9 protein-coding genes are annotated in these 12,890 nt (G+C 73.1%); 7 read left to right on the top strand and 2 right to left on the bottom strand.

From position 1 onward, the window contains the following. Positions 1–118 precede the first annotated feature (118 nt). Positions 119–1,417, bottom strand: coding sequence for an MFS transporter (locus ACZ3KP_RS33845; protein ID WP_467504195.1), 1,299 nt, complete (start codon positions 1,415–1,417; stop codon positions 119–121). Positions 1,418–1,753: 336 nt separating this feature from the next. After that, on the bottom strand, positions 1,754–1,921 hold the full coding sequence (locus ACZ3KP_RS33840; RefSeq protein ID WP_467504193.1) for a hypothetical protein: 168 nt from the start codon (positions 1,919–1,921) through the stop codon (positions 1,754–1,756). 238 nt (positions 1,922–2,159) lie between these two features. Here ACZ3KP_RS33840 and ACZ3KP_RS33835 point away from each other — a divergent pair, with 238 nt between their 5' ends. The 7 genes from ACZ3KP_RS33835 (at position 2,160) to ACZ3KP_RS33805 (ending at position 12,882) form a co-directional block, all read left to right on the top strand. Further along, on the top strand, positions 2,160–2,603 hold the full coding sequence (locus ACZ3KP_RS33835) for an SRPBCC family protein (RefSeq protein ID WP_132893789.1): 444 nt from the start codon (positions 2,160–2,162) through the stop codon (positions 2,601–2,603). Between the two features lie 149 nt (positions 2,604–2,752). Further along, positions 2,753–5,182 (top strand): MFS transporter, encoded by a 2,430-nt coding sequence (locus ACZ3KP_RS33830; protein ID WP_467504191.1) that lies wholly within the window; start codon positions 2,753–2,755, stop codon positions 5,180–5,182. A 159-nt stretch (positions 5,183–5,341) separates the two neighbouring features. After that, positions 5,342–7,831: a SpoIIE family protein phosphatase gene (locus ACZ3KP_RS33825; protein ID WP_467504189.1), complete on the top strand. Its 2,490-nt coding sequence runs from the start codon at positions 5,342–5,344 to the stop codon at positions 7,829–7,831. Positions 7,832–7,965: 134 nt separating this feature from the next. After that, a complete protein-coding gene (locus ACZ3KP_RS33820; RefSeq protein ID WP_467504187.1) occupies positions 7,966–8,691 on the top strand; it encodes a class I SAM-dependent methyltransferase in 726 nt (241 codons plus the stop codon). Between the two features lie 109 nt (positions 8,692–8,800). After that, positions 8,801–9,634, top strand: coding sequence for a M55 family metallopeptidase (locus ACZ3KP_RS33815; RefSeq protein WP_467504186.1), 834 nt, complete (start codon positions 8,801–8,803; stop codon positions 9,632–9,634). Then, positions 9,627–10,931: a M20/M25/M40 family metallo-hydrolase gene (locus ACZ3KP_RS33810; RefSeq protein ID WP_358984459.1), complete on the top strand. Its 1,305-nt coding sequence runs from the start codon at positions 9,627–9,629 to the stop codon at positions 10,929–10,931. The genes ACZ3KP_RS33815 and ACZ3KP_RS33810 overlap by 8 nt, the downstream gene beginning before the upstream one ends. Positions 10,932–10,947: 16 nt before the next feature. Further along, a complete protein-coding gene (locus ACZ3KP_RS33805; RefSeq protein WP_467504184.1) occupies positions 10,948–12,882 on the top strand; it encodes a prolyl oligopeptidase family serine peptidase in 1,935 nt (644 codons plus the stop codon). Positions 12,883–12,890: the final 8 nt, after the last annotated feature.

Raw genomic sequence — 12,890 nt, 5'->3', positions numbered from 1 at the left:
TGAGCGGTGCCGCGACGGCGATCATCGATCGGTACAAGAACGCTAACCGCGCCACGACGGCCGGAACGGCACTGTCACAGGCAGTCCGGGAGGCACTTCCGGCTGCCGGTTGTGCCGCTCAGGTCTCCTGGACGGCCTCGGGCGGGGTCCTGCGGGACAGCGGCGAGGGCAGGATCCACAGGCAGGCGGTGAGGGCCCCGGCCGCGGCGATCCACAGCGTCGTGCGCAGCCCCAGCGGCCCGGCGACGGCACCGGCGAGCAGCGCGGCGAGCGGCCGCATGCCGAGGTTCACCCCCTGGTAGGCGCCGAACACGCTGGACCGCATGGCGTCCGGGACCTGCGAGGTCAGCAGGGTCGCGGCGGTGATGTCGATCCAGATGACGCCCATCGCCGAGCCGAACTGGGCGCCGACCAGCATCGGCAGGACCGTGCCCCCGGACCCGTGGGCCGCGGGGATCAGCAGCAGCGGGGCTGGGGTCGCCAGGCAGCCGAGCAGGAAGGTCCGCCCCACCCCCAGGCGCCGCGTGAGCGGGGTCGCGGAGACGGCGCCCACCACCGCGCCGACGGCTCCGGCGCCCAGCACCGTGCCCAGCAGGCCCGCGCCGAGGCCGAGCGTGGTGGTGGCGTACAGCACGAAGAGGGTGGTGGTCACGAAGCAGAAGAAGTTGACGGTGGCGGTGGCGGCCAGCGCCGCCCGGATGGTCCGGGAGCGGACGACGAACCGGCCGGCCGCCCGCAGCCGGGCACGCTCCTTCGAGGGAGGTGCCTCCTGCGGCGCGATCCGCGCCAGCTGCACGGCCGAGACGAGGTACGACACCGCGTCCACCAGCAGGGCCACGGGCGCGGAGAACAGCTGCACCAGGAAGCCGCCGGCGCTGGGGCCGACGACCTTGGCCATGGCCCGGCTGCCGCTGCCCAGCGAGTTCCCCGCGACGTAGTGCCCGGGCGGCACCAGCGCCTTGAACACCGGGGGGTTGCACACCTCGAAGAGGACCGACAGCAGCCCGACGCCGAACGCCACCGTGAACAGGACGGTGAACGTCAGCCTGCCGAAGGCGTACACGAGAGGCAGGCCGAGCAGCAGCGCGCAGCGCCCCAGGTCGGCGGCGATCATGACACGGCGGCGGTGCCTGCGGCGGTCCGCCCACAGTCCGGCGTACGGCCCGAACAGCAGGTGCGGCAGCCAGACCGCGGCGCCGAGGTAGCCCATCTGGGCCGCGCCCGCGTGCACCACGGTGACGGCGATGAGGGGGATGGCGAGGGCGGACACCTGGTCGCCGAGGTACGAGACGGTCTGCGCGGTCCAGTAGCGGCGGAACGCGGTGTCGCGCAGCAGGCCGGGGATCCAGGACAGGGCACGGGAGGGACCGGCCGGTCGGGTCGTGGGGGCGGTCTCCTCGGGGGCGGACACGTGCACGGGAGGGCCTTCCTCTGGTCGTCGGGCATGACGTGCGGCGGGATGCCCGTGGCCGCACGGCATGCCGGGACCTGGGAGGACCGCCCGGCGCGGGGCGCGGGTCGGTCGGGGGCACGGCAGGGCACACGGCCACGACCGTTCGACGACCCGGCCGCCCGGGAGCGCGTGACCCGGCCGGAGTGAGGTGTGGACCGCCCGTCCCACCCTTCGCACCCACCGGCCGAACCCCCACGATAGCGCGCCGTCCCCCGCGCCGATCTCCCCCCGACCCCCGAACCCCCGCCGCCCGCAACGGATTTCGGCCGGTAGCGGCGAGGCGCATCGCTGGTGCGTCGGTCAGAGGCGCTTCGCCGTGCGGTCGCGCAGCAGCAGCCACTGGCTCGCGTCGGCGTCGCCCGGGCGCGCGGCCGGTCCGTGCAGCAGCACGGCGTATGCGGTCCTTTCCGCCTTGCCCGGGGCGGCATACGGGCCCGGCTCCTGTGCGGTCGGGAATGACCTCGTCATGCCTTTCCAGGCCTGGTCCGCGTGCGGAGTGCTGAGCATCGGCCCTCCCGGGCTCCATAGGGTCAGGCAAGTAGCACTCACCACAGAATAGAACATCTGTTCCCATGATCGTGCGAACGATCCGTGGAGACCGTGCGGACGCGCTTTCCGACCGCTTCCGGCACCCCGATTTGGGGCGCCGGGCGCCGGGGTGGTTGGCTTGGTACCACCCCGAGAACCCAGCTGCTGGAGGAACGCAATGGCGCAGGTCGAGGCCACCACGGAGCGGATCGTCGCCGCGGACCCGGAGACGGTGTTCGACACCCTCGCCGACTACAGCGGCGCGCGCGCGAACCTCCTGACCGAGCACTACAGCGAGTACGAGGTGCGCGAGGGCGGCGACGGCGAGGGCACCCTCGTCCACTGGAAGCTCCAGGCCACCAGCAAGCGCGTCCGTGACTGCCTCCTGGAGGTCACCGAGCCCACCGACGGCGAGCTGGTCGAGAAGGACCGCAACTCCTCCATGGTCACCACCTGGCGGGTCACCCCCGCCGGGGAGGGGAAGTCCAGGGTCGTCGTCCACACCACCTGGCAGGGCGCGGGCGGCATCGGCGGCTTCTTCGAGAAGACCTTCGCCCCCAAGGGCCTCGGCCGTATCTACGACGCGGTGCTCGACAAGCTCGCCGCCCAGGTCGAGAAGTAATCTCCTGACGAACAGAGGGCGTTGGCCGCCCTCACCGGTTCGAGTGGATCTCCGTTCCGGACGGTCCCGTGCCGTAACCCGTCGCGCCTGCCCGTAGTTGTCGCCTTCACGGCGGCAATGGTGCGCAGGCGCGACGAGGGGAGCGGTACGTGGGCGGAACGACGCTGGTGGAGTACGAGGAACCGGCCGCGGCGCCTTCGGCCGCGCCGGTACCCGAAGCCGCCCCGGCGCCCGGACTCGGGCCGCGCCGCACCTGGCTGGTGTTCTGCGGGCTGATGCTGGCCCTGCTCCTCGCCGCGCTGGACCAGATGATCGTCGCCACCGCGCTGCCGAAGATCGTCGGTGAACTGCACGGCCTCGACAGGATGTCCTGGGCGATCACCGCCTACCTGCTCACCGCCACCGTCGGCCTGCCCGTCTACGGCAAGCTCGGCGACCTGATCGGCCGCAAGGGCGTCTTCCAGTTCGCGATCCTGGTCTTCGCCGTCGGCTCCGCGCTGGCCGGACGGGCGCAGAGCATGGACCAGATGATCGCCTTCCGTGCCGTACAGGGCGTCGGCGCGGGCGGGTTGATGATCGGCGTGCAGGCGATCATCGCCGACATCGTGCCGCCAAGGCAGCGCGGCCGGTTCATGGGGCTGATCGGTGCCGCCTTCGGTCTCGCCTCCGTCGCCGGGCCGCTGCTCGGCGGCTACTTCACCGACCACCTCTCCTGGCGCTGGTGCTTCTACGTCAACGTGCCCTTCGGGCTGGTCACCCTGGCCGTCGTCACCCTTGTGCTGAAGCTGCCGAAACCCCGGCCGCGCGCCCGTTTCGACGTGCTGGGCGCGCTGTCGCTCACCGCCGCCTCCACCTGCCTCGTGCTGCTCACCAGTTGGGGCGGGACCGAGTACGCGTGGGGCTCGGACGTCATCCTCGGGCTGGGCGCCGGCGCGGTGCTCGCCGCCGGGCTGTTCCTGGTCGTCGAGCACCACGCGGTCGAACCCCTCATCCCGCTCAGGCTGTTCCGGGACCCCGTCTTCACCGTGACCGGCCTCGTCGGACTGGTCATCGGCGTCGCCCTGTTCGGCGCCGCCAGCTACCTGCCGACCTACCTGCAGATGGTCGACGGGGCCTCGGCGACCGGGTCCGGGCTGCTCATGCTGCCCATGATGGGCGGGATCGTCGGGGCCTCGGTCGTCGCCGGACAGCTCATCAGCCACACCGGGCGCTACCGGATCTACCCCGTGCTCGGCGGGGGTCTCTCGGTCGTCGGCATGTGGCTGCTGTCCCGGCTCGACATCGGCACGCCGCGCTGGCAGTACAGCATCTGGATGGCCGTCCTCGGCGCCGGGATCGGCATGGTGATGCCGGTGCTGGTCCTCGCCGTGCAGAACTCCGTGCGCCCCACCGACCTCGGCACCGCCACCAGCGCCAACAACTACTTCCGGCAGATCGGCGGAAGCGTCGGCGCCGCCGTCTTCGGCACCCTCTTCACCGACCGGCTCACCGACGCCCTGCACCGCCGCCTCCCCGTCCACGCCGGCGCCCGGCTGCCCGACCCGGAGGCCCTCACCCCGCAACTCGTCCACGCGCTGCCCCCGGCACTGCGCGACGCCTACATCCGCGCCTACGCCGACGCCATGCCCCGGATCTTCCTCTACCTGGTCCCGGTGCTCGTCCTCGGCCTGATCGTCGCCTGCTTCCTCAAGGAGAAACCGCTGGTGTCGCACCACACCGCCGAAACGGAGTCCGCTCCCGTGACCGCCCCGATCCCGCAGGCCCGCGTCCAGCCCCCGGCCGCGGGGAGCCACACCCCGCCGCGCCCGCCGGGCACCGGCGCGGGGATCCCCGTCTGCGGCACCGTCCAGCACCCCGACGGGACCGTGGTGCCCCGCGCGGCCCTCACCCTCATCGACGCCGTCGGCCGGCAGATCGGCCGCGGCGCCAGCGGCGAGGACGGCCGGTACGCCCTGGCCACACCCGGCTCCGGGGCGTACGTCCTGATCGCCGCCGCCGGCGGACACCAGCCGCAGGCCGTCACCGTGACCGTCGGCGAGCGGCCCGTCGAACTCGACGTGGTCCTCGGCGGCGCCGGACGCCTCGCGGGCAGCGTGCTCACCGCCGACGGCACGCCGGTAAGGGACGCCACCGTCACCCTCACCAACGTGCACGGCGAGGTCGTCGCCAGCGTCCGCAGCGGGCGCGAGGGCGGCTACGTCATCACCGAGCTGGTGGCCGGCGAGTACACCCTCGCCGGCAGCGCGCCCGCCTTCCGCCCGGCCGCCCTCCCGGTCACCGTGCAGGCCTCCCGGGAGACCCGGCAGGACGTCGAACTCGCCGGCGGTGCCGTGCTGAAGGGCACGGTCCGGGCCGGCGGAGGCCGGCCGGTGGAGGACGCGCGGGTGACCCTGCTCGACGCCGCGGGGAACGTCGTGGACACCCTCACCACCGGTGCCGACGGAACCTTCCGGTTCGTCGACCTCTCGTCCGGCGAGTACACCGTCATCGCCGCCGGCTACCCGCCGGTCGCCACGGTCCTCCAGGTCGCGGGCGGCGGCCGTACCGAACGCGACCTCCAACTCGGCCACGAGGACTGACCGCCGACCCGCGTGCGAGCACTGACCGCCGGCCCGCGCGCCGGTGTGATCCGGTGAAACAATTCCAGGAATGCCACACATCGCAACCTGCGGCCACCGTACGGTAGTGGCGGGCGGCACAGATCTTTTGCGGAGCCGTGGGGAGAGAGGGCCTGGGTCATGGACCGTGGCAGCGAGCGGGACGCACCTGCCGGCCTCGGTGCCGGAGACGGCGCGGTGGGCCGCATCCCGCTGGCCGTGGTCGTCGTCGACCGTGCCGGCCGGGTCTCCCACTGGAGCACCGGCGCCCGACGCCTCTTCGGCGCCGCCAGGGAGGAGGCGATCGGCCGCGCCGTCCTCGACCTGCTGCCCGTCTCCGGCGCTCTCCCCGAGGAGGACGACGAGATCACCCCGTACGGGGCCTACGCGGCGTACGACGGACTCGGCCCCGACCTGGAGTCGTCCCTCGACGGACGGCTGAACTTCCCGGCGGCGGGCCGCGCCCGCCTCACCGTGCCCACGCGAAGCGAGCCGGGGGCAGCCGCGCCCGAAGGGCAGGGCAGCGACCGCACCGACGTGCTCTGGTGGGCGTACCCGCTGGTCGGCCCCGGGGAGGAGCGGCTCCTGGTGCTGGCCGCCGACGCCGAACGGCTGCACAGGGCCGAGCAGGAGGAGGGTGTCGCCGTCGAGCGGATAGCGCCCGGCTTCGCCCTGCACACCGACTTCCCCGGCGCCGAGGAGCTGGCCCGCAGGCTGCCCGAGATCCTGCCCAGCATGAGCGTGGACGAAAGCGCCCGGATAGTCGCCCAGGTCCTCGAACTCGGCTACCCCATCCTGGAGTTCAGCCAGAACGACCGGGTGCCGGTCACCCCCGACTGGGGCGTCGCCCGGCGCACCGAGCGCAAGGCCCGCCGAGCACGCGCCGCACTCGCCGCCGCCCAGGGGCTGCCCGTCCCCGCCGAACTCACCGACGACGTGGCCGAGGACCTGGAGCACGCGGCCGTCCGCGAACGCCTGGAGTTCCTCAACGAGGTGAGCGGGAAGATCGGCACCTCGCTCGACCTGTCCCGCACCATCGTCGAGGTCAGCAGAGCCGTCGTACCCCGCTTCACCGACGTCGCCGGCACCTACCTGCGGGAACAGGTCGTCGCCGGTGAGGGGTTCCCGGACGGCGTGCCCGACACCACCACCATGTGGCACCGGGTCGCCCTGGAGCACACCGACGAACCCGGCCGCTGGGACGACGTCGTGCCGATCGGGGAGGCCATGCCCTTCCCGGCGCACACCCCGTTCTTCCAGTGCATGACCAGCGGCGAACCGGTCCTCGTCCCGCACATCAGCGAGGAGATGGGCCATGCCATCGCCTCCCAGTTCGAGAAGCGCGACATCCGGCCGCTGATCACCGGCCGTTCGATGCTGGTGGTGCCGCTGAAGGCCCGCAACGTCGTGCTCGGCTTCATGATCCTGCTGCGCCACCCGGAGCGCGAGCTGTTCAACGACATGGACCGGGTCACCGGCGCCGAACTCGCCGCCCGCGCGGCCCTCGTGCTCGACAACGCCCGCATGTACACCTTCCAGGAGAGCGTCGCCGAGACCCTCCAGGACAGCATGCTGCCGCACATCCCGCCCCGGATGGCGGGCTGTGACATCGCCACCCGCTACCTGCCCGGCACCCTGCTCGGACGGGTCGGCGGCGACTGGTTCGACTCCGTGAAACTGCCCGGCGCCCGCACCGCGCTCGTCGTCGGCGACGTCATGGGCCACGGCCTCAACTCGGCCGCGATGATGGGCCAGTTGCGCACCGCCGTCCAGACGATGGCGGCGATGGACCTGCCGCCCGCCCAACTCCTGCGCAACCTCGACGACTTGGCGCAGCGCCTCGGTGACTCCTACCTGGCCACCTGCCTCTACGCCGTCTACGACCCGATCGAGGGCGAACTGCACCTCGCCAACGCGGGCCACATCCCGCCGGTCCTGGTGCGGGCCGCCGACGGCCGCAGCGAACTCCTCGACCTGCCCACCGGCGCGCCCATAGGGGTCGGCGGGGTCGCCTTCGAGTCGCTGCGGGTGCGCGTCGAGCCCGGTGACCGGCTGGTGATGTGCACCGACGGCCTGGTCGAGATGCGCGGCGAGGACATCGGTGTCGGCCTCGCCACCCTCTGCGAGTCCGCCGCCCACCCGGCCGCCTCCATGGACCAGGCCTGCGACACCATCATCCGCGCGCTCAACACCCGAGGCGGCCGCAAGGACGACGTCGCCCTGCTGATGGCCCGGCTCAACGGCATCGCGCCCGAGGACGTCGCCGAATGGCGGCTCGCCCTCGACCCGGCCGAGGTCGGCCGGGCCCGCGCCGTCGTCCGCGAGCAGCTGCACGACTGGGGTCTCGGGCGCCTGGCCGACCCGGCCGAACTCATGGTCAGCGAACTGGTCACCAACGCCGTACGGCACTCCCACAGTCGTCCGGTGCAGCTCCGGCTGATCCGCGGCGAGACCCTGCTGTGCGAGGTGGACGACGACGACCACACCCTGCCCACCCTGCTCAACGCGCGCCCCGACGCCGACGCCGGACGCGGACTGCGGGTGGTCAGCACCCTGGCCCGGGAGTGGGGCACCAGTCGCACGGCCGCCGGGAAGACCGTCTGGTTCGAACTCACCTCGCGGCGCCGCTGACCCGGGGGCGCAGGTTCGCCGAACGGGTGGTGAAGGAACGCGCTGGGCGCTTGTGGCCGAAACCCGCGCAGGGTAAACCGTACTGGCCCGTCAGTGCTGACGGTCATCTGCGGTTTCACCCTGGGGAGTTGGCCATGAGCGTGACTAGTCGCAACCGGCATGCGTGGGAGGACTTCTGGCGAGAAGCCCCCGACGAACCGGGGGCGGTGTTCTGGGACGCCGATCCGGACGTGACCGCAGCGGTCCACGTCGCCCTCTTCGAACCCCACCTCATCGACCCGGGCCTGCCCCTGGTCGACCTGGGCTGCGGCAACGGCACCCAGACCCGCTTCCTCGCCCAGCACTTCCCGCGCGTCCTCGGCACCGACATGTCCGAGGCCGCCCTGGAGCACGCCCGGCAGGCCGATCCCGCGGGACAGGCCCGCTACCGGCTCCTCGACGCGGCCGACAAGACCGAGGCCCAGGCCCTGCACCTGGAGCTGGGCGATGCCAACGTCTACATGCGGGGCGTCCTGCACCAGTGCGAACCGGACGACCGGCAACCACTGGTCGACACCATCGCCACCCTCGTCGGCAGCCGCGGCCGGGCCTTCCTCGTGGAACTCGCCGAGGCTGCCGGGCCCCTGCTCGGCGGTCTCGCGCAGAGCCCGTCGGGCCCGCCGCCCAAGCTCGCCCCGGTCTTCCGGCACGGCATAGCCCCCGGCGAGGTCGCCGACGACGCGGTCCTCGGCTACCTGCGCAGCGCCGGCCTCACCGTCCTGGCGAGCGGTGAACTTCCCCTGACCACCACCGAGTTCACCCCGGACGGCGAGCTGATCGTGCTGCCGTCCAGGTGGCTGCTCGCGGGCCGGGAGGGCTGAGGCAGCACGCGGGGACCGCGCCGGGGCCGGGCGGGGTGGGCGGGGGTGGGCGGGCGCGCCCCGCCCGCCTGCTGGCCCGGCCCTCCCGCGACGCGTAACGTGACGGACCATGAAGATCCTCATCAGCGCCGACATGGAGGGCGCCACCGGGGTGACCTGGCCCGGTGACGTGCTCCCGGGGACACCGCAGTGGGAGCGGTGCCGGTCGTTGTTCACCTCGGACGTGAACGCGGCCGTCCTCGGCTTCTTCGACGGCGGCGCCGACGAGGTCCTGATCAACGAGGCCCACTGGAGCATGCGCAACCTGCTCCTGGAGCAGCTCGACGAACGCGCCGAGATGATCACCGGTCGCCACAAGTCCCTCTCCATGGTCGAGGGCGTCCAGCACGGTGACGTCGACGGGGTCGCCTTCGTCGGCTACCACACCGGCGCAGGCATGGCGGGCGTCCTCGCCCACACCTACCTCGCCAACTCCGTCACCGGGGTCTGGCTGAACGACGTCCGCGCCAGCGAGGGCCTGCTCAACGCCCACGTGGTCGCCGAGTACGGCGTCCCCGTCGTCCTCTTCACCGGCGACGACCTGGCCTGCGAGGACGCCCTCGGCTACGCGCCCGAGGCCCTCAAGGTCGCCGTCAAGGACCACGTGTCCCGGTACGCGGCGGTGTGCCGGACCCCGGCCAGGACGGCCGGGGAGATCCGGGCCGCCGCCAAGGAGGCCGCCCGCCTCGCGGTGCGGCACGAGCCCGTGACCGGCGGCCCCTTCACGATCGCCCTGGAGTTCGACGCCGAGCACCTCGCCCTCTCCGCCACCGTCGTCCCCGGCGTCGAGCGGATCGGCGAGCGCAAGGTGGCGTACACCGAAGGAACCATGTACGACGGCATCCGCACCTTCAAGGCGGTCACCACGATCGTCTCGGCCGCGGTGGAGGAGCAGTATGGCTGACCAGCAGGCACTGGACGAGGTCGTCCGGTTCACCTCCGAACTGATCCGGATCGACACCAGCAACCACGGCGGCGGCGACTGCCGGGAGCGCCCGGCCGCCGAGTACGCGGCCGAGCAGCTCTGCGGAGCGGGCCTGGAACCGATCCTCCTGGAGCGCACCGAGGGCCGTACCAACGTCGTCGCCCGCATCGAGGGCACCGACCCGGCCGCCGACGCGCTCCTGGTCCACGGCCACCTCGACGTGGTGCCCGCGCGGGCCGCCGACTGGAGCGTCGACCCCTTCTCCGGGGAGATCCGCGACGGGGTGGTGTGGGGACGGGGCGCCGTCGACATGAAGAACATGGACGCGATGATCCTCGCGGTGGTGCGCGCCTGGGCCCGGCAGGGAGTCCGGCCGCGCCGGGACATCGTCGTCGCCTTCACCGCCGACGAGGAGGACAGCGCGGTCGACGGCGCCGGCTTCCTCGCCGACCACCACCCCGAACTGTTCGAGGGCTGCACCGAGGGCGTCGGCGAGTCGGGCGCCTTCACCTTCCACGACGGCACCGGGCGGCAGATCTACCCGGTCGCCGCCGGGGAGCGCGGCACCGGCTGGCTCAAGCTCACCGCACGCGGCCGGGCCGGACACGGCTCCAAGGTGAACAAGGAGAACGCGGTCACCCGCCTCGCCGCCGCCGTCACCCGCATCGGCGAGCACACCTGGCCGCTCCGGCTCACCCCGACCGTCTCCGCGGCCCTCACCGAACTCGCCGCGCTCTACGGCATCGACAGCGACCTGCGCGACGTCGACCTGCTCCTCGACAAGCTCGGCCCGGCCGCCCGGCTGGTCGAGGCCACCGTCCGCAACAGCACCAACCCGACGATGCTGGACGCCGGTTACAAGCTCAACGTCATCCCCGGCGAGGCCGTCGCCTTCGTCGACGGGCGCTATCTGTTCGGCACCGAGGACGAGTTCCGCGCCACTCTCGACGAGCTCACCGGCCCCGACGTCGACTGGGAGTTCCAGCACCGCGAGGTCGCCCTCCAGGCACCGCTGGACTCACCGACGTACGCCAGGATGCGCGCCGCCGTCGAGGAGTTCGCCCCCGAGGGGCACGTGGTGCCGTACTGCATGTCCGGCGGTACCGACGCCAAGCAGTTCTCCCGGCTCGGCATCGCCGGCTACGGCTTCGCCCCGCTCAGGCTGCCCGAGGGCCTCGACTACCAGGCCCTCTTCCACGGGGTCGACGAACGCGTGCCCGTCGATGCCCTGCACTTCGGCGTCCAGGTCCTGGACCGCTTCCTGCGTACGGCCTGAGAGCGAAGGAGACAGCGTGCAGACGAAGGTGTACGGCTCGTGGACCTCGCCCGTCGACGCGGCCCTGGCCGCGGCGCACGACGGCGCCCCGGAGTGGGTGGGGTACGTCGGCGGCGAACCCTGGTGGACCGAGCCCCGGCCCGGGGAGGGCGGCCGCCGCACCCTGGTCAGGGGCAGCACCGGGCAGTCCGTGCTGCCCGCGCCGTGGAACGTCAACAGCCGGGTCATCGAGTACGGCGGACACCCCTGGGCGGGCACCGTGCCCGCCGACGGCGGCGCCCCGCTGCTGGTTTTCACGCACTTCGACGACCAGCGGCTGTACCGGTTCGAGCCAGGCGCCGAACCCCGCCCGCTGACCCCGCCCGGACCTCGCTGGGCCGAACCGCTGCTGTTGCCGGACCGGGGTGAGGTGTGGTGCGTGCTGGAGGAGTTCACCGGGGACGGCCCCGACGACGTGCGGCGCGTGCTGGCCGCCGTACCGCTGGACGGCTCGGCCGCCGAGGACCGGGCCGCCGTACGGGAACTCACCGCCGAGCGGCACCGGTTCCTGACCGGGCCCCGGCTCTCGCACGACGGGCGGCGGGCCGCCTGGCTGGCCTGGGACCACCCGCGGATGCCCTGGGACGGCACCGAGCTGCTGGTCGGCGAGGTCGGTGACGACGGTCTGCTGCACTCGGTCCGCGCCGTCGCGGGCGGACCGGCGGAGGCCGTCGCCCAGGTGGAGTGGTCCGCGGACGACCGGCTGCTGTGGGCGAGCGACCGCAGTGGCTGGTGGAACCTGTACCGGGACGGCGTCCCCCTCTGCCCGCGCGAGGAGGAGTTCGCCGGGCCGCTGTGGAGGCTCGGCTCCCGCTGGTTCGCGCCCCTTGACGACGGGCTGATCGCCGTCGTCCACGGCCGGGGACCGGCCGTGCTCGGGGTGCTCGACCCGGAGACCGGCGAACTGGTCGACGCCGCCGGACCCTGGACCGAGTTCGCCGCCACCCTCGCCGTGCACGGCACCCGGGTCGTCGCGGTGGGGGCCGGGCCGCGCACCGCGCCCGAGGTCGTCGAACTCGACACCGCCTCCGGCCGCGCCCGGGTCGTCGGCACCCCGCACCACGACCCGGTCGACCCGGCCCACTACTCCGAGCCGCAGGTCCGTACCTTCACCGGGCCGGGCGGCCGGGAGGTGCACGCCCACGTCCACCCGCCCCGCAACCCCGGCCACACCGCCCCCGCGGGCGAGCTGCCGCCGTACGTCATCTGGGCGCACGGCGGCCCCACCAGCAGGGTGCCGCTCGTCCTCGACCTCGCGATCGCCTACTTCACCTCCCGGGGCATCGGGGTCGCCGAGGTGAACTACGGCGGCTCCACCGGGTACGGGCGGGAGTACCGGGAACGGCTGCGCGAGCAGTGGGGCGTGGTCGACGTCGAGGACTGCGCGGCCGTCGCGCTCGCCCTCGCCGAGGAGGGCAGCGCCGACCGCGCCCGGCTCGCGATCCGCGGCGGCAGCGCGGGCGGCTGGACCGCCGCCGCCTCCCTGACCGGCACCGACGTCTACGCCTGCGGCACCATCGCCTACCCCGTCCTCGACCTCGTCGGCTGGGGCGCGGGGGAGACCCACGACTTCGAGTCCCGGTACCTGGAATCCCTGATCGGACCGCGGGCCGAGGTGCCCGAGCGCTACGCCGAGCGGTCTCCCACCGAGCGGGTCGACCGGCTCACCGCGCCCTTCCTGCTGCTCCAGGGCCTCGACGACGTGATCTGCCCGCCCGCGCAGTGCGAGCGTCTCCTCGCCCGGCTGGACGGCCGGCCGGTGCCGCACGCCTACCTGACCTTCGCGGGGGAGGGGCACGGATTCCGGCGCGCCGAGACCCTGATCCGCGCCCTGGAAGCCGAACTCGCCCTCTATGCTCAGGTCTTCGGTTTCGAGGTGGCGGGGATCCCCGCACTGGAGCTGGTGAAGTGAGTGAAGTG

The sequence above is a fragment of the Streptomyces sp. NPDC020958 genome, assembly GCF_055562175.1.
This window is presented reverse-complemented; position numbering and strand designations above follow the sequence as displayed.

Coding starts and splice junctions, on each gene's coding strand:
- ACZ3KP_RS33840 (WP_467504193.1), bottom strand. CDS start 1,921: ATGACGAGGTCATTCCCGACCGCACAGGAGCCGGGCCCGTATGCCGCC.
- ACZ3KP_RS33835 (WP_132893789.1), top strand. CDS start 2,160: ATGGCGCAGGTCGAGGCCACCACGGAGCGGATCGTCGCCGCGGACCCG.
- ACZ3KP_RS33825 (WP_467504189.1), top strand. CDS start 5,342: ATGGACCGTGGCAGCGAGCGGGACGCACCTGCCGGCCTCGGTGCCGGA.
- ACZ3KP_RS33820 (WP_467504187.1), top strand. CDS start 7,966: ATGAGCGTGACTAGTCGCAACCGGCATGCGTGGGAGGACTTCTGGCGA.
- ACZ3KP_RS33815 (WP_467504186.1), top strand. CDS start 8,801: ATGAAGATCCTCATCAGCGCCGACATGGAGGGCGCCACCGGGGTGACC.
- ACZ3KP_RS33810 (WP_358984459.1), top strand. CDS start 9,627: ATGGCTGACCAGCAGGCACTGGACGAGGTCGTCCGGTTCACCTCCGAA.